The sequence below is a fragment of the Streptomyces sp. XY006 genome (genome assembly GCF_002237655.1).
Classification (GTDB): Bacteria; Actinomycetota; Actinomycetes; order Streptomycetales; family Streptomycetaceae; genus Streptomyces; species Streptomyces levis.
In genome coordinates, this window is sequence record NZ_NOKT01000024.1 from 126,841 (window position 1) to 143,723 (window position 16,883).

Consider the following 16,883-nt stretch of genomic DNA (forward strand, 5'->3'; position numbering starts at 1 on the left):
CACTAGGGGCGGTCGAGACGGAGGCGGTCCGCTCGCGGCAGGCCGGCCACGACGAGGTCGTAGGAGTCCTCGACGAGCTCCCGGACCAGCCGGTCCGGGAGGCTGCCGTCGGCGGTGACCGTGTTCCAGTGGCGCTTGTTCATGTGCCAGCCCGGCACGATGAGCCCCTCGTGCTCGCGGCGCAGGCGGACCGCCTCGTCGGGGTCGCACTTGAGGTTGACCTTCAGGGGGCGCGCGTCCAGGAAGGAGAGGGCGAAGAGCTTGCCCCGCACCTTGAACACCGAGATCTCCGGGCTGAAGGGGAAGTCCTCCTCCGCCGCGTTGAACGACAGGCAGAACGCGCGCAGTTCCCGAGGGGTCACTCCGGCTTCTCCTCCCGGGGCAGCTCGGGCGGGTCCACCGGCTCCGCGAGCACGGTCACGATCTTGTTCCGGCGGCCGGCCGCGGCCTCAGCGGTCAGGCGCAGTTCACGGCCGTCGGGCAGGGCCACCACGGACGACGCCCCGGCGATGGGCACCCGGCCCAGCGCCTTGGCGAGCAGACCGCCGACCGTCTCGACGTCCTCGTCGTCGAACTCCTCCAGGCCGTACAGCTCGCCCAGGTCGCCGATGTCGAGGCGGGCGGTGACCCGGAAGCGGTCCTCGCCGAGCTCCTCCACGGGCGGCAGTTCCCGGTCGTACTCGTCGGTGATCTCGCCGACGATCTCCTCCAGGATGTCCTCGATGGTGACGATGCCGGCCGTGCCGCCGTACTCGTCGATGACGACGGCGACGTGGTTGCGTTCCTTCTGCATCTCGCGCAGCAGATCGCCGGCGTTCTTGGTGTCGGGCACGAAGAACGCCGGGCGCATGGCCGTGGACACCTGCTCGGACTCGGCCTCGCGGCTGATGTGCGTCTTGCGGACCAGGTCCTTCAGATACACGATCCCGACGATGTCGTCCTCGCTCTCGCCGGTGACCGGGATGCGCGAGAAGCCGGAGCGCAGGGCGAGGGTGAGGGCCTGACGGATCGTCTTGAAGCGCTCGATGACCACCAGGTCCGTGCGCGGCACCATGACCTCGCGGACCAGGGTGTCGCCCAGTTCGAAGACCGAGTGCACCATGCGGCGCTCCTCGTCCTCGATGAGCGACTCCTTCTCGGCGAGGTCGACCAGCGCGCGCAGCTCCGCCTCGGAGGCGAACGGGCCGCGCCGGAAGCCCTTGCCCGGGGTGAGCGCGTTGCCGATGAGGATCAGCAGCGACGGGATCGGGCCCATGATCCGGGCCAGCGGCACCAGGACGTACGCGGAGACCGTGGCCGTGTTCAGCGGGTGCTGGCGGCCGATCGTGCGCGGCGAGACCCCGACGGCGACGTACGACACGAGGACCATGACCGCGATGGCGATCAGCAGGGCCTCGGTGGTGCCGTCGAACTCCTGCAGACAGCCGTACGTGATCAGCGCGGCTGCGGCCATCTCGCAGGCGACGCGGACCAGCAGCGCCACGTTCAGGTAGCGGGTCGGGTCGGCGGCGACCTGGGAGAGCTTGGCGCTGCCGCGGCGGCCGGAGCGCACGGCCTCCTCGGCGCGGAAGCTGGAGACACGCGCGAGGCCCGCCTCCGCGCAGGCGGCGAGCCAGGCCACGACGACCAGGGCGATGGCGCCCAGGGCGAGTTGCGGACTCATCGGCGGCTACGAGACCGTCGGCGCCGGGGACGGGCCGGTCAGGCCCCGCTCCGCGCGCCAGCCGTCCACGATGGCCGCCTGGAGGCCGAACATCTCGGCCTTCTCGTCCGGTTCCTCGTGGTCGTAGCCGAGCAGGTGCAGCACACCGTGGACGGTGAGGAGCTGGAGCTCCTCGTCCATGGAGTGCTGCGTCTCCGCTTCCCTGCCCTGCTTCTCGGCGACCTCCGGGCACAGCACGATGTCGCCGAGCAGCCCCTGCGGGGGCTCGTCGTCGTCCTTGGACGGCGGGCGCAGCTCGTCCATCGGAAAGGACATGACATCCGTCGGGCCGGGGAGGTCCATCCACTGGATGTGGAGCTGCTCCATGGCGTCGGTGTCCACAACGATCACCGAGAGCTCGGAGAGCGGGTGGATGCGCATCCGCGCGAGCGCGTAGCGGGCGATGTCGAGGATCGCCTGCTCGTCGACCTCGGTTCCGGACTCGTTGTTGACGTCGATCGACATGGTGCTGTGTGTGTCTACTTCCCCTTGTGCCCGGACTTGCCGCGGCTCTTGTGCGCGCCGTTCTGGGTGCCGTGCTCCGTGTCGTACTGCTCGTACGCGTCGACGATACGGCCCACCAGCTTGTGCCGGACGACGTCCTGCGACGACAGCCGCGAGAAGTGCACGTCCTCCACGCCGTCCAGGATGTCCTGGACCTGCCGCAGACCGGACTTGGTCCCGTCCGGGAGGTCGACCTGCGTCACGTCACCCGTGATCACGATCTTCGAGTCGAAGCCGAGGCGGGTGAGGAACATCTTCATCTGCTCGGGGCTCGTGTTCTGGGCCTCGTCCAGGATGATGAAGGCGTCGTTGAGCGTGCGGCCGCGCATGTAGGCGAGCGGCGCGACCTCGATCGTGCCCGCCGCCATCAGGCGCGGGATCGAGTCCGGGTCGAGCATGTCGTGCAGCGCGTCGTACAGCGGGCGCAGGTAGGGGTCGATCTTCTCGTAGAGCGTGCCGGGCAGGAAGCCGAGGCGCTCGCCGGCCTCGACCGCCGGGCGGGTCAGGATGATGCGGTTGACCTGCTTGGACTGCAGGGCCTGCACGGCCTTGGCCATCGCCAGGTACGTCTTGCCGGTACCGGCCGGGCCGATGCCGAAGACGATGGTGTGCTTGTCGATCGCGTCCACGTAGCGCTTCTGGTTGAGCGTCTTGGGGCGGATCGTGCGGCCGCGCGAGGACAGGATGTTCTGCGTGAGCACCTGGGCCGGGGTCTCCTGGCCGTCGCTCTCGCCGTTGTCGCTCGCCTTCAGCATGGCGATCGAGCGTTCCACTGCGTCCTCCGTCATCGGCTGCCCGGTGCGGAGCACCAGCATCATCTCGTCGAACACGCGCGAAATGAGGGCGACGTCCTTCGGGTCGCCGACCGCGCTGATCTCATTGCCCCGGACGTGGATGTCGGCCGCCGGGAAGGCCTTCTCGATCACGCGCAGGAGGGAATCGCCGGACCCCAGGACGGTCACCATGGGGTGCTGGGCGGGGACGGTGAACTGTGCTCTCGCCTGCTCCTGCGCGGGGGTGTGAGCTGTGGGTGTCTGAGTCATGGGCCGGCGCTGAAGGCCTGCGGTTCCTCCTCGTCACGGCCGCGTAGCTGAGGGCGGCCTCGCGATTCCCAGGGTACGACGGGGCGGTGACAACGCCGTAGGGGTTTTGGGGCGGGGCTTCTCACCAGTGGCCGGGCGGCCGGTCACGCCGAGCGCCGGAAGCCGATCGTGGGGACGGCTCTGCGCAGCGGCCAGGGCCGCACCAGCTCCTCCGACACCAGGTCGGCGAGGAAGCCGTACCGCTCCAGCGCCACCGCCGACTGGCCCTCGACGGACTGCACCCTGCGCCACCACGCCGCGATCTCCGACCAGCCCGGAGCCGACAGCGACCCGCCGAACTCCTGCACCGACAGCGCCGCCGTCAGCCCGGCGAAGGCCAGCCGGTCCGCGAGCGGCCAGTCGGCCAGCGTCCCGGTCACGAACCCGGCGACGAACACGTCCCCGGCGCCGGTCGGGTCGAGCGCCTCGACCTCGATCGCGGGCACCTCGGCCGTCTCCCCGGTCCGCCGGTCCACCGCGTAGGCCCCGTCCGCCCCGAGGGTGACCACGGCCAGCGGCACGTACTCGGTGAGGGCGTGCGCGGCGGCCCGTGGGCAGTCCGCCCCCGTGTACCGCATGGCCTCCTCCGCGTTCGGCAGGAACGCCTCGCAGTGCCGCAGGTCGGGCAGGCCGGCGAGGTCCCACGCGCCGGTGTCGTCCCAGCCGACGTCGCCGAAGACCCGGGTGCCCTTGCTCGCGGCCTGGGCGATCCAGGGCGCGCTGACGCCGGGCGCGAGGGAGGCGACGGCGGCGCGGGCGCGGGGCGGGCACTCGGGGGCGGGTTCCTCGGGGGGCGGCTCGTGGCCGTGCGAGACCATCGTGCGCTCGCCCTCGTAGGCCATGGAGACGGTCACCGGGGAGTGCCAGCCGGGGACCGTGCGCGAGGGGGAGAGGTCGATGCCCTCGCCGTGCTCCAGGGCGTCCCAGCAGTAGTCGCCGTAGTGGTCGTCGCCGAAGGCCGCGGCGAGGGACGTGCGCAGGCCGAGGCGGGCGAGCGCGGTGGCCATGTTGGCGACGCCGCCGGGGCTCGACCCCATCCCGCGCGCCCAGGACTCCGTCCCGCGCACCGGGGCGGAGTCGAGGCCGGTGAAGATGATGTCGAGGAAGACCGTGCCGGTGAGGTAGACGTCCCAGGGCGGGTCGTCCGGCGTGCGCAGGGGGGCGAGGGGATCGACCTGGCTCTGGCGGTGCGATCCCTTTCCGGCCGGGCCCTTTCCGGCCGGGGCGGTGGACGCGATCACGATGCGCTCCCTGACGTGGTGCGGATCAGGCCAGTCTGCACCACATCACCGACAACGTGACGCCGATCACGCCTGCCTCACCCGGTCCGTCAGCTCGCGCGGGACCTCCGCACGCCCCCGTGGACCTCGCGCCTCACCAGCGCGGCACCGAGAGCACCCGCCACGCGGAGCCGGCGACCCGCGCGGCCGCCGCGTCGTCGCGGTCGCCAACCCCGTCCGCGGGCGTGGACAGCCCGTTCAGGCCGCTGACCGGACGGCCGGGACCGGGGGCAGGCGGACGTCCGTGGCGTGAGGTCACAGCGCGGCTCCCACGAGGTCGAGTCCGGCCGTGAGGAGGGCACCGAGAGCGGCCAGGTCGGCGGGCGAGGGGTCGGTGAGCGGGGCGCGTACGGGGCCCACCGGCCGGCCGCGCAGCCGGGCGGCGGCCTTGACCAGGGACACGGCGTACCCGGGGACGCGGTCGCGCAGGTCGACGAACGGGACGTAGAAGTCGCGCAGCAGCTTGTCGACCGTTCCGTGGTCGTCGTCGCGCAGGGCGGCGAAGAAGGCGTCGGCGATCTCTGGGGCGAAGGCGTGGACGGCGGAGGAGTAGGCCGGCACGCCGACGGCGGCGTAGGCGCGGGCCTGGACCTCGGCGGTGGCGGCCCCGTTGAAGAACAGGAAGTCCTCGGGCGCGGCGAGCGTGAGGCGCTGCAGCCGGTCGAGGTCGCTGTGGCCGTCCTTGAGGCCGATGACGGTCGGCAGGGCGGCGACGCGCCGGAGCGAGTCGGCGGTGAAGGCCACCTGCCCGCGCTGGTAGGCGATCAGGGGCAGCGGGGTGCGGGCGGCGAGCTGCTCCAGCTGGGCGACCAGGCCGTCCTGCGGGGCGGCGACGAGGTAGTGCGGCAGGACCAGGAGCGCGTCGGCTCCGGCGTCCTCGGCGACGCGCGCGAACCGGGCGGCCTGCGCCCAGCCGTAGCCGGTGCCCGCGACGACGGGGACGCGGCCGGCCGCCTCCTCGACGGCGATGGTGACGACCTGCCGGTACTCGTCCTCGTCCAGGGAGAAGAACTCCCCGGTGCCGCAGGCGGGGAAGACGGCGCCGGGCGCGGCGGCGAGCCGCTCGGCGACGTGGCGGCGGAAGCCGTCCGGGTCGAGGCCGCCGTCGTCGCGGAAGGCGGTCAGCGGGAACGACAGCACGCCGCCCGCCATGCCCTCCCGCAGCCGCCGCGCGACCGCCACCGGTCCAGCGCTCACGGGTATCTCCTTATGTGGACGTCATCCATGGATGAGAACGAAGGTTAGGTGGGTGAACAGGGTTAGGTGGGTGAACAGGGACCGTCAACCAGGCGCAGCGGGACGATTACGATCGGCCCATGTCAGACACAGGGGGCGTCCGCGAGGTGAAGTCCGCGGCGCGCACGGTCGAGCTGCTGGAACTCCTCGCGGCGCGCGGCGACCGCCCGGCCCGGCTCCAGGAGCTGGCCGACGCGCTCGGCGTGCCCCGCAGCTCCATGTACGCGCTGCTGCAGACCCTGGCCTCGCGCGGCTGGGTCCGCACCGACATCACCGGCTCGCTGTACGGCATCGGCATCCACGCCCTGCTCACCGGCACGAGCTACCTCGACTCCGACCCCCGCGTCCGGGTCGTGCGGCCGTACCTCGACGAGGCGTCCGAGGCGCTCGGCGAGACCATCCACATGGGCCGGCTGGACGGCCGTGACGTGGCGTACCTGGCGACGCGGGAGTCGCACGAGTACCTCAGGACGATCAGCAGGGTGGGGCGGCGGCTGCCCGCGCACGCCGGCGCCCTGGGCAAGGCACTGCTCGCGGAACGCCCCGACGAGGAGCTGCCCGAGGGGCCGTACGAGGCGCTGACCCTCAATTCGCACACCGGCCGGGAGTCCCTGGCGGCCGACCTCGCCCGGATCCGGGACCGCGGCTGGTCCGTGGACCGCGAGGAGGGCGTGCCCGGCATCGCCGGCTTCGGTTTCGCGCTGCGCTACGACACCCCCGCGCAGGACGCGATCAGCTGCTCGGTGCCGGTGGCCCGGCTCACCCCGGAGCACGAGGAGCGGATCGTCGCCGTGATGCGGGAGATCCGGGCCAAGATCGAGGCGACGGTGCCGACGGGCGCCGGGTCGGTGCACTGGCGCTAGCGGAAACGCGCGCGAGGAGCGCCGGCAACCCCCGGAGAACCCGGGAAACGGGGCTCGTTTACCCGGGCTTCACCACCCCAAACGCGACGTGCGCCAGATCACACCCCCCGGGCTCCCGTGCCCGAGTACTTGCTTGATACAAATTGCCCGCGCGTTCCTGTCCGTCGACGGTCGTCGCCCCATCCCCCTTTTCTGCCGCTCCTTTCGCATGCCCTGGGAACGCCCGTGCTCGCCCCCCGCACCACCCCCTGGCCCCTCGTCGCCCTTTTCACGGCCGGGTACCTCGCTCCGTACCTGCTCCCGACCACCGTCGGGCGGCTCGACTCGGCCCTTCCGCTCTCCGCCACCCAGGCCGGTGCCGTCGGCAGCGCGCTGCTGCTGAGTTCGGCCGCCGCCGGATTCGCCCTGGCCTCCCGGGTCGAGCGGATCGGCGCCCGCACCCTCGCCCGGCTCGGCCTGGTCCTGGCCGTCGTCGGCTACGGCGGCGCGGCGCTGACCTCCGCCGTCCCGGCCGTCGTCGCCGGCGCGATGGTCGGCGGCTTCGGCTCCGGCACGGCCACCACCGTCGCCGCCACCCTCATCGCCGCCCAGCAGGATCCCCACCGGGCCTCCACCGCCGGGCTGCTGAGCGTCTCCGCCCTCGCGGGCACCGTGTACCTGACGGTTCCGCACCTGGGCCCGGGGCACGGTCTGCCGCTGTCCGCGATCGCCCTCACGGCCCTGGCCGTGTGGCCGCTGACCGGCCGGCTCCCCTCCGGTGTGCCCGCCGCACCGGCCCGGCAGGACAAGGCCCGCCTGCCGCACGCCCGTTCCGGCCTGGTGCTGGCCGCCGCCATGGTCTGCTGGTCGCTCGCCCAGAACTCCCTGTGGGGCGTGAGCGGACGCATCGGGCTGGAGCAGGCCCACCTCGGCGAGGCCACCGTCGGTGCCGTGTTCGCCGTGGCCCTGGGCGCCGGACTGGCCGGCGTGCTCGCGGCCGGTGCCCTGGGCGCGCGGCTCGGACGGGCCGTGCCGATCGGCCTGGGCACGGTTCTCATCGCCGGCTGCATCGCCGTCAGCGCCTCCGCGACCGGCCTCGGCAGCTTCGCGGCCGGCGAGATCGCCTGGAACACGCTGTACCCGGTGGTGCTGTCGTACCTGATCGGGCTGGCAGCCTCGCTCGACCCGCGCGGGCGCTGGGCGGTGCTGGTCGGCTCGGCGTCCTCACTGGGCACGGCCGCGGGGCCGCTGACCGGCAGCGTGCTGTCGGCGCAGGCCGGCTTCCCGGTCATGGGCCTGGTCCTCGGCGCCGGTCTGCTGGTGATCGCGCTGCCGATGACCGCCGTCGCCGTGCACACCGGCGGGCGCCCGCTGCTGCCCGGCGCGATCCGCCGCCGCGGCGGGCACCCGGCCGCCCTGGTCGCCGCCGCCACGGGCACGCCCACGGGCGCGATTCCCGAGATCGGCGCACCGGAGCAGCACGTGGTGGAGATCCCCGTGGACACCCCGGCCGTCCCCGCCCAGCGCGCCTACGGCAAGGCGGGGTCGGAGGTCCTGTGAGAGCCCGCTAGGGGAAGGTGTACGCCTCGACCTCGGCGAGGTACCGCGCCCGCAGCTCCTCGTCGTCCTCCAGGAAGGAGGCGAGGAAGGAGTTGCGGGCCAGCTCGCGCAGCCGCTCCCCGTCCAGCCCGAGGGTCGCGCCCACGGCGTCGAAGTTGTCCCCGGCGTAGCCGCCGAAGTAGGCCGGGTCGTCGGAGTTGACCGTGCACATCAGGCCCGCGTCGAGCATGGCGGGCAGCGGGTGGTCGGCGAGGGTGTCGACGGTGCGCAGCCGGACGTTCGACAGGGGGCACAGCGTCAGCGGCACCCGGTCCCGCACCAGCCGCTCCACCAGCGCCGGGTCCTCCACACAGCGCAGCCCGTGGTCGACCCGCTCGACGCCGAGCACGTCCAGCGCCTCGGTGATGTACTCCGGCGGCCCCTCCTCGCCCGCGTGGGCGACCCGCCGCAGCCCGAGCGCGGCGGCGGCCTGGTAGACCTCGCGGAACTTCGCCGGCGGGTGCCCGACCTCCGCCGAGTCCAGCCCGACGCCGGTGATCCGGTCCAGGTAGGGCCTGGCCGCCTCCAGGGTCGCCAGGGCCGACTCGGCGGACTCGTCACGCAGGAAGCACAGGATCAGCCGGGTCGAGATGCCGTGGTTCTCCTCGCTGCGCCCCAGTGCCCGCCACAGCCCCTCGACGACCGTGCCGAGCTCCAGACCGCGGCCCGTGTGGGCCTGCGGGTCGAAGAAGATCTCCGCGTGGCGCACGCCCTGCGCTGCGGCCCGGGCCAGGTACTCGTTCGCCAGGTCCTCGAAGTCCCGCTCGGTGCGCAGGACGGCCATGAGCTCGTAGTACAGGTTCAGGAACGACTGGAGATCCTCGAAGCGGTACGCCTCACGCAGCTCGTCCGTGTCGGCGTAGGGCAGCGTGAGGCCGTTGCGCGTGGCGAGCTCGAAGGCGAGCTCCGGTTCCAGGGTGCCTTCGATGTGAAGGTGCAGTTCGGCTTTGGGGATGGGCATCACTGCATCGTACGGGCGTTTCACCGACGCTTCGGAACCGGCACCCGGAGCAGATCATGCGCCACGGTCAGCTCGCCCTCGTACCCGGCGGCCCGGGCCTGCCGCTCGAACTCGTCCGGCTCGGTGTAACGCTGGCTGAAGTGGGTGAGCACCAGGTGGCGCACGCCCGCGTCCCGGGCCACCCGCGCGGCCTGGCCGGCGGTCAGATGCCCGTGCTCGACGGCGAGTCGCTCGTCCTCGTCGAGGAACGTCGACTCGATGACGAGCAGGTCGCAGCCCTCGGCCAGCGCGTACACGCCGTCGCACAGGCGGGTGTCCATGACGAACGCGAACCGCTGCCCGCGCCGCACCTCGCTGACGTCCTCCAGGGTGACCCCGCCGAGCGAGCCCTCGCGCTGGATCCGGCCCACGTCCGGGCCCTTCACCCCGTGCGCGGCGAGCCGCTCGGGCAGCATCCGGCGGCCGTCGGGCTCGACGATCCGGTAGCCGTACGACTCCACCGGGTGCGACAGCTTCCGGGCCTCCAGGGTGTAGCCGCCGGTGCGGGCGAGGGGCCCGTCGGCGTCGACCGGCGCCTCGGTGATGCCGACGGTCTCGCGGTAGGCGGTGGCGTACCGGAGCCGGTCGAAGAAGCGCTGCCCGGAGCGGGGGTAGTGGGCGGTGACCCCGTGCGGCACTTTGTCGAGGTTGATGCGCTGGATCACACCGGCCAGGCCGAGGCTGTGGTCGCCGTGGAAGTGCGTGACGCAGATCCGGTGCAGGTCGTGCGCGGCGACCCCGGCGCGCAGCATCTGGCGCTGCGTGCCCTCGCCGGGGTCGAACAGGATGCCCTCGCCGTCCCAGCGCAGCAGGTAGCCGTTGTGGTTGCGGTGCCGGGTCGGGACCTGGCTGGCGGTGCCCAGGACGACGAGTTCGCGTACGGACAAGGCGGTTATCCCGGGGGCCACTCGAGGCCGCGGCCGCCGAGGACGTGGCCGTGCACGTGCCAGACGGTCTGGCCGGCGCCGCTGCCGGTGTTGAAGACGAGGCGGTAGCTGTCGAGCTTCTCCTCGTCCGCGACGGCCTGGGCCTCGCGGAGCACGTCCGCGGTGAGCTCCGGGTCGGCGGCGGCGAGGGCCCCGGCGTTCTCGTAGTGCGCCTTGGGGATGACCAGGACGTGCGTGGGGGCCTGGGGGTTGATGTCGCGGAACGCGAGGGTCGTCTCCGTCTGGCGGACGATCGTCGCCGGGATCGTGCCTGCGACGATCTTGCAGAACAGGCAGTCGTCCTGGGGTTCCCCTGCCATTTTCCCTCCGGGGGTTGGCCGAATACGGTCCGACTCGGGCATCGTAGCGTCGTCGGGTGCGGGTGCGTTGTGGCTGGTCGCGCCCCTCAGAGCGTGGGGAGCGCCGGGGGCGTCTTCGCGGGACCGGTCTCCAGACGCTCCAACGCGATACGGATGGCCTCGTCGAGCTGCACATCCCTGCCCGCCGCGTGGTCCTGGGGGCGTTGCACCACTTCCACGTCGGGATCCACGCCGTGGTTCTCCACGCCCCACCCGTAACCCTCCAGCCAGAACGCGTACTTCGGCTGGGTGACCAGGGTGCCGTCGACCAGGCGGTAGCGGCTGTCGATGCCGATGACGCCGCCCCAGGTGCGGGTGCCGACCACGGGGCCGATGCCGAGGGCCTTGATCGCGGCGTTGACGATGTCGCCGTCGGAGCCGGAGAACTCGTTGGCGACGGCGACGACCGGGCCACGGGGAGCGTCGCGCGGGTAGCTCTCGGCCCGCATGCCGCGGGGCAGGTCCCAGCCGACCACACGGCGGGCGAGCTTCTCCACGACGAGCTGGGAGGTGTGACCGCCGCGGTTCTCGCGGACGTCGACGACCAGCCCCTCGCGGGCGACCTCGACGCGCAGGTCGCGGTGGATCTGCGCCCAGCCGGGCGCCTGCATGTCCGGGACGTGGAGATAGCCGAGGCGGCCGCCGGACTTCTCGTGGACGTAGGCACGGCGGTCGGCGACCCAGGCGTGGTAGCGCAGCGGTTCCTCGTCGGCGACCGGGACGACGACGGCGTGCCGCGGGTCGCCGCCACCGGACGGGGAGATGGTCAGCTCCACCGGCTTGTTCGCCGTGCCGATCAGCAGCGGGCCCGGGCCGGTGACGGGGTCGACGGGCTGCCCCGCGACCGCCACGACGGCGTCCCCGGGGCGTACCGCGACGCCGGGTGCGGCCAGCGGGCTGCGGGCGTCCGGGTCGGAGGTCTCCGAGGGCAGGATGCGGTCGACGCGCCAGGTGCCGTCCTCGTGGCGGGAGAGGTCGGCGCCGAGCAGGCCCTGACGGGGGCCGCCGCCGGATCCGCCGCGCGGGGTGACGTAGGCGTGGGACGTGCCGAGTTCGCCCTGGACCTCCCACAGCAGGTCCACCAGGTCGTCATGGGTGGCGAGCCGCTCCACGACCGGGCGGTAGCGGTCCAGCACGCCGGTCCAGTCGACGCCGCTCATGTCCGGCCGCCAGAAGTGGTCGCGCATGATGCGGCCGTTCTCGTCGAACATCTGCCGCCACTCGGCGGCGGGGTCGATCATCTGGCGGACCCGGCTCAGGTCGACGGTGATGTTGCTGTCGCTGTCGTCGTCGCCCGAGGCGCGCCGGTCGCTGGGGACGACCTTCAGCCGCCCGTCGGTCCACAGCAGCACCCGCTTGCCGTCACCGCTGACCTCGAAGTGGTCGGCGTCGACGGCGAGATGCTCGATGCGCTGCTGGACGAGGTCGTAGCGCTCCAGCTCGGTCTTCGGCTCGGGGTCGTCGGGGGTGGCCCGGGACGCGCCGAGCACCCCGGCGACCGGGTGGCGCAGCCACAGCACACCGTCCTTGGCGGCCCGCAGGTTGGAGTAGCGGGCGGCCTCCACCGGGAAGGGCACGATGCGGTCGGCGAGGCCGTCCAGGTCGATGCGGGTGGTGGGGGTGCCCTCGCTGTCCGGGGTCTCCTCCCGGTCGGGCGCCTCGAAGGACCGGCCGTGCCGCTGCGGGCCGAACGGGGAGGGCGTGGTCGCCGCGAGCGTGATGAGGTGTGGCCGGGCGCCCTCGACGAAGGCCAGGTCGAAGACGTGCTCGTCGTAGACGGGGTCGAAGGAGCGGGTCGACAGGAACGCGAGGTGCTTGCCGTCCGCCGTGAACGCGGGCGCGTAGTCCTGGAAGCGCAGCGGGGTCGCCTCGGTGACCGACAGGTCGGTGGTGTTGGCGAGCTTCAGCTGGCTCAGGGGCCGCGGGCCCGGGTGGGACCAGGCGAGCCAGGCCGAGTCAGGCGAGAAGACCAGCCCGGACACGTCGCCGTCCTCGCTGCGGTCGACCTCCCGCACCTCGCCGGTCTCCCGCTCCACGAGCAGCAGTCGCCCGTCGTGGGAGGCCACGGCGGCCCGGCTGCCGTCGGGGGCCATGGCGAGGTCCAGCACCCTGCCGAGCTGCCCGGCGGCGAGCCGGCGCGGGGTCGCGCCCGGGGTGAGGCCGGTGGCGGGGGCGAACTCCAGGGCGTCGTCTCCCTCGGCGTCCGTCACCCACACCACCCACTCCTCGCCGTCGGCGCGGAAGGTCCGCGGCAGCCGGGCCCGGACGCCGGGCGTGGCGGCCAGGGCGCGGGCCGGGCCGGAGCGGTGGGTGACCCAGTGCACGGTGCCGCGCACGGAGACGGCGCTGCCGCGCGCGGTGTGGTCCGGGGACGCCGAACCGAACCAGCGGGAGGCGTTCACCGGGAACGGCTGGAGGTCCACGCGCTGCCCGCCGAGGCGTACGTCGAGCCGGCGCGGCTCGGCCCCGTCCAGGTCGTCCAGCAGCCACAGTTCACCGGCGCTGGAGTAGACGACACGGCTGCCGTCGGTCGCGGCGTGCCGGGCGTAGAAGCCCTCGACAGGCGTGTGCCGGCGCAGGTCGGAGCCGTCGGCGAGGGAGGAGTAGAGCGCGCCGGTGCCCTCGTGGTCGGAGAGGAAGGCGACCCGGTCACCGACCCACAGCGGGTCCTCGATGTTGCCGTCGAGGTCCTCGTGCAGCCGGACGAACTCGCCGTCGCCGTCGCGGTCGATCCACAACTTGCCCGCCGTGCCGCCCCGGTACCGCTTCCACCAGGCCGCCTCGCGCCCCATCGGCGCGGACAGCAGCACCGTGTGCGGCCCGGACGCCACGGCGCCGACGGGCCCGTACGGCAGGGTTGCGGCCGGGCCGCCGTCCAGCGGGACGGCACGCGCCCAGGTGCGGCGCAGGCTGGCCTGGCCGTGGGAGCTGATCGCCAGCACCTCGCCGCCGGGCGTCCAGCCGCGCACCTGGGTCTTGGAACTGCCCCAGTAGGTCAGGCGCTTGGCGGGGCCGCCGTCGACCGGGGCGACGAGCACCTCCGGGGCGCCGTCGCGGGTGGAGGTCCAGGCGACCGAGGTGCCGTCGGGCGAGATGCGGGGGTGGGTCACCGGCGTGTTGTCGGCGCTGACCCGCCAGGCCCGGCCACCGTCGAGCGGCGCGAGCCACACGTCGTCCTCGGCGGTGAAGGCGACCAGGTCGCCGTGCACGTGCGGGAAGCGGAGGTAAGCAGGCGATGTCACCTGATCACCCTATGCAGCGAGGGCGCCGCGCGGACAGGGTTCGGATCACTTGCCCTCGACAGGACGGCAGTCCGGGTACCGGTCGCACCAGATGGTCTGGGTGACGGTCACCGTGACGGTGGGTCCCGGCCCGCCGTCCGCGGGTCCGCCGCCCACCGGGGACGGGCTGGCGGCGTCGCAGTCGCCGAGCCCGTCGACCTCGAACCACACCTTGCCGTCCACCTTGGCGGTGATGTTCCCGCGCACGCAGGCGCCGTCCACGGCGTGGGTGATCCTGCCGTCGACGGTGATGTCCTTGCCGTCGTCGGTCTGGCCCTGGCAGTCGACGGTCGCGACGGTGTTCTCGCTCGCCGAGGGCGAGGACTTGGGGTCCTTGCCGCTGTCGCCGTAGGAGGCGGTGCAGCTGAGCCAGCGCACGCCCGCCTTCTGGCGGTCGAGTTCCCGGGTCACGGTCTCGTCCGTGGTGTACGCGACGGCCGCGGAGCTGATGCCGCCGCCCGGCTCACAGGCGACGGCGCCGCCCACGGCCACGACCGCGAACACCGCCGCCACAGCCGCCCGCCGCCCGCGCGGCCCCCGCCGAAACCTCCTCGAAACCCCCATGGAGGGCAGCCTGCCATCGACGGGGGCGGCGCGGTAGGGCGCAAAGGCGTCAACCGCGCAGCAGCAGCCACTCCTGGAGCTCCACCAAGTTGCCCTCGGGGTCCTTGAGATGGGCCACCCGCATCCGGTCCGTCAGGGGCGCCGGCCCGTGCAGGACCGTGGCGCCGCGCAGCGTGATCTCCGCGCAGTAGGCGTCCAGCGCGTCCACCCGCAGCACCACCAGGGACCGGTGCCCGGCGGCCGCGTCCCCCACCTCGTCGAGCACCTCGGCCATCATCGCCCGGTCCTGCAGCGCGATCCCCGCGGAGCCGACCGCGGGGCTGAACCTCTCGTACGGGCCCTCACTCGCGCCCGACTGCGGCTTGAGGCCGAGGACGTCGCCGTAGAAGCGGTAACACGCGGCGAAGTCGGTGACGAGCAGGCGTACTTGGGCGAGTTCCACGGTGCCTCCAGGGGGTTCAGGACCAGCGGCCGGTACGAGCCAGGAGGACGGCGGCGGCCGCCGTCCCGGCAGTCGACGTGCGCAGCACACTGCGCCCGAGGCGATACGCCCCGGCCCCCGCCTCCTCGAACAGCGCCAGCTCCTCCGGCGCCACGCCCCCTTCGGGTCCCACGACCAGGACGATCTCACCGGCCGCCGGCAACTCGGCGGTGGCCAGCGGGACATCGCCGCTCTCGTGCAGCACCGCGGCGAAGTCGGCCTCCCGCAGCAGCGCGGCGACCTGCTTGGTCGTGGCCGCGTCGGCGACTTCCGGGAAGCGCACCCGGCGCGACTGCTTGCCGGCCTCCCGGGCGGTGGCCCGCCACTTGGCGAGCGCCTTCGCCCCGCGCTCGCCCTTCCACTGGGTGATGCAGCGGGCCGCGGCCCACGGCACGACGGCGTCGACGCCGACCTCGGTCATGGTCTCGACGGCCAGCTCCCCGCGGTCGCCCTTGGGCAGCGCCTGCACGACGGTCACCCGCGGCTGCTCCGGCGGCTCCTCGCTCACCGAGTCCAGCTGCACGACCAGCCGGTCCTTGCCCTCGGTGTCGAGCACCACGCAGTCCGCCCAGCGCCCGGCCCCGTCCGTGAGGACGACGTCCTCCCCGGGGCGCAGCCGCTTCACGGAGACGGCGTGCCGCCCTTCCGGCCCGTCCAGGACGTACCGTCCGCCGCCGCCCGCGTCGAAGTGCCCGACGACGAACACCGGCGCGGTCATCGCAGGCCTCCGCCCGGGACGGCTCCGCCCGACAACGCTGTCCTGGCGGCGGCGAGTTCGGCCGCCAGCACCTCCGTCAGCTGCCCGGCGGGCAGCTCCCGGGCCATCCGGTGGCCCTGCCCGGCCCACAGCGCCATGCCCTGGGCGTCCCCGGCCTTGGCGGCGGCCTTGCGCAGCGGCGAGGTGAGGTGGTGGATCTCGGGGTAGGCGGCGGGCGCGTACGGGCCGTGCTCGCGCAGGAAGCGGTTGACGAGTCCGCGTGCCGGGCGGCCCGAGAAGGCCCGGGTCAGCTCCGTGCGCACGAACAGCGGGTTGGTCAGCGCCTGCTTGTGCAGGGCGTGCGCGCCGGACTCGTGCGTGGCGAGGAAGGCGGTGCCCAGCTGGGCCGCGTCGGCGCCGGCGGCGAGGACCGCCGCGATCTGGCCGCCGCGCATGATGCCGCCCGCGGCGACGATCGGGATGCCGACGGCCTCCCGGATCTGGGCGACCAGGGTCAGCAGCCCGAGCCCGGAGCCGTCCGTCTCGGGGACGTCCCGGTGGGTGCCCTGGTGGCCGCCGGCCTCGACGCCCTGCGCGATGACGGCGTCGGCGCCGGCCCGCTCGACGGCCCGGGCCTCGTCGGGGGTGGTGGCGGTGGCCAGGACGAAGGTGCCGACGCGGTGCAGGGTGTCGATCACCTCGCGGTGCGGCACGCCGAAGTGGAACGACACCACCGGGACGGGGTTGTCGCGGAGCACGGCGAGCTTGGTCTCGTAGCCGTCGTCCCGGCCGCTCTCCGGATCGCCGAGCTCGGCCTCGTACCAGGTGGCCTCGCCGGACAGCTGGTGGGCGTAGACGTCGACGGCGGCGGGGTCGGCGTACTCCGGCTGCGGCATGAAGAGGTTGACCCCGAAGGGCCGGCCGGTGAGGCTCCTCAGCTGCTTGATCTCCTGGTACATCCCGTCGGCGGTCTTGTACCCGGCGGCGAGGAACCCGAGCCCGCCCGCTTCGCACACGGCGGCGGCGAGCTTCGGCACGGAGACGCCGCCCGCCATGGGGGCCTGCACGATCGGGAGCGGGAAGAGATCGGTCAGTGCGGAGGACATGACCGCATGTTGTCACGTCCTCCGGACAACTCCGAATCCGGCCTGCCGTGTGGCATAGACCAGAGGAACTACCGCTTCCGCACCCCTGCCGGCCCCCGTGCCGCCGCCCGTCGAAGGCGTCCGTCAGCGGCCGTTGAACGCATCCTTCAACCGCGAGAACAGCCCCTGCTGCCCCGGCCGACCGTGCCTGCCCGGGGGACGACCCCCGGACCCCCGGCAGCGGC

The 16,883-nt window shown here is 73.4% G+C and carries 16 protein-coding genes; 2 read left to right on the forward strand and 14 right to left on the reverse strand.

Annotation, left to right across the window (positions count from 1 at the left end; all coding sequences use genetic code 11):
* Positions 1-2: 2 nt before the first annotated feature.
* From CHR28_RS26475 to CHR28_RS26500, 6 genes are all read right to left on the reverse strand, one after another.
* The gene (locus CHR28_RS26475; protein WP_094056201.1) at positions 3-362 is read right to left on the reverse strand and encodes an MmcQ/YjbR family DNA-binding protein; all 360 of its coding nucleotides are present in this window, start codon (positions 360-362) and stop codon (positions 3-5) included.
* Positions 359-1,663, reverse strand: a complete 1,305-nt coding sequence (locus tag CHR28_RS26480) for a hemolysin family protein (RefSeq protein WP_094056202.1) — start codon at positions 1,661-1,663, stop codon at positions 359-361. Before CHR28_RS26480 ends, CHR28_RS26475 begins: the two co-directional genes overlap by 4 nt.
* Before the next feature lie 6 nt (positions 1,664-1,669).
* Positions 1,670-2,167 carry an rRNA maturation RNase YbeY gene (ybeY, locus tag CHR28_RS26485; RefSeq protein WP_094056203.1) on the reverse strand — a complete coding sequence of 166 codons (498 nt, stop codon included), beginning with the start codon at positions 2,165-2,167 and terminating at the stop codon, positions 1,670-1,672.
* 14 nt (positions 2,168-2,181) lie between these two features.
* Complete coding sequence (locus tag CHR28_RS26490; RefSeq protein ID WP_094056204.1) at positions 2,182-3,249, reverse strand: PhoH family protein; 1,068 nt, start codon at positions 3,247-3,249, stop codon at positions 2,182-2,184.
* A 143-nt stretch (positions 3,250-3,392) separates the two neighbouring features.
* Positions 3,393-4,529, reverse strand: coding sequence for a carbohydrate kinase family protein (locus CHR28_RS26495; RefSeq protein WP_094056205.1), 1,137 nt, complete (start codon positions 4,527-4,529; stop codon positions 3,393-3,395).
* A gap of 294 nt (positions 4,530-4,823) precedes the next feature.
* Complete coding sequence (locus CHR28_RS26500; protein ID WP_094056206.1) at positions 4,824-5,771, reverse strand: 5-dehydro-4-deoxyglucarate dehydratase; 948 nt, start codon at positions 5,769-5,771, stop codon at positions 4,824-4,826.
* A 113-nt stretch (positions 5,772-5,884) separates the two neighbouring features.
* On the opposite strand from CHR28_RS26500, the gene CHR28_RS26505 reads away from it, so the two are divergent.
* Both CHR28_RS26505 and CHR28_RS26510 read left to right on the forward strand, forming a co-directional pair.
* On the forward strand, positions 5,885-6,667 hold the full coding sequence (locus CHR28_RS26505; protein ID WP_094056207.1) for an IclR family transcriptional regulator: 783 nt from the start codon (positions 5,885-5,887) through the stop codon (positions 6,665-6,667).
* 225 nt (positions 6,668-6,892) lie between these two features.
* Complete coding sequence (locus tag CHR28_RS26510) at positions 6,893-8,206, forward strand: MFS transporter (RefSeq protein ID WP_094056208.1); 1,314 nt, start codon at positions 6,893-6,895, stop codon at positions 8,204-8,206.
* Between the two features lie 7 nt (positions 8,207-8,213).
* Here CHR28_RS26510 and CHR28_RS26515 read toward each other — a convergent pair whose 3' ends face one another.
* The 8 genes from CHR28_RS26515 to CHR28_RS26550 all read right to left on the reverse strand — a co-directional run bounded on the left by CHR28_RS26515 (position 8,214) and on the right by CHR28_RS26550 (position 16,659).
* The gene (locus CHR28_RS26515; protein WP_179272565.1) at positions 8,214-9,206 is read right to left on the reverse strand and encodes an adenosine deaminase; all 993 of its coding nucleotides are present in this window, start codon (positions 9,204-9,206) and stop codon (positions 8,214-8,216) included.
* Positions 9,207-9,226: 20 nt separating this feature from the next.
* On the reverse strand, positions 9,227-10,132 hold the full coding sequence (locus tag CHR28_RS26520) for a ribonuclease Z (protein WP_094056210.1): 906 nt from the start codon (positions 10,130-10,132) through the stop codon (positions 9,227-9,229).
* A 5-nt stretch (positions 10,133-10,137) separates the two neighbouring features.
* The gene (locus CHR28_RS26525; protein ID WP_094056211.1) at positions 10,138-10,491 is read right to left on the reverse strand and encodes a histidine triad nucleotide-binding protein; all 354 of its coding nucleotides are present in this window, start codon (positions 10,489-10,491) and stop codon (positions 10,138-10,140) included.
* Positions 10,492-10,577: 86 nt separating this feature from the next.
* Positions 10,578-13,727, reverse strand: coding sequence for a S41 family peptidase (locus CHR28_RS26530; protein WP_179272567.1), 3,150 nt, complete (start codon positions 13,725-13,727; stop codon positions 10,578-10,580).
* Between the two features lie 90 nt (positions 13,728-13,817).
* Positions 13,818-14,375 carry a hypothetical protein gene (locus CHR28_RS26535; RefSeq protein WP_094056213.1) on the reverse strand — a complete coding sequence of 186 codons (558 nt, stop codon included), beginning with the start codon at positions 14,373-14,375 and terminating at the stop codon, positions 13,818-13,820.
* Positions 14,376-14,424: 49 nt separating this feature from the next.
* Positions 14,425-14,817, reverse strand: coding sequence for a VOC family protein (locus CHR28_RS26540; RefSeq protein WP_094056214.1), 393 nt, complete (start codon positions 14,815-14,817; stop codon positions 14,425-14,427).
* 16 nt (positions 14,818-14,833) lie between these two features.
* Positions 14,834-15,574, reverse strand: a complete 741-nt coding sequence (locus tag CHR28_RS26545) for a 16S rRNA (uracil(1498)-N(3))-methyltransferase (RefSeq protein WP_094056215.1) — start codon at positions 15,572-15,574, stop codon at positions 14,834-14,836.
* A complete protein-coding gene (locus CHR28_RS26550; RefSeq protein WP_094056216.1) occupies positions 15,571-16,659 on the reverse strand; it encodes a nitronate monooxygenase in 1,089 nt (362 codons plus the stop codon). Before CHR28_RS26550 ends, CHR28_RS26545 begins: the two co-directional genes overlap by 4 nt.
* Positions 16,660-16,883 lie beyond the last annotated feature (224 nt).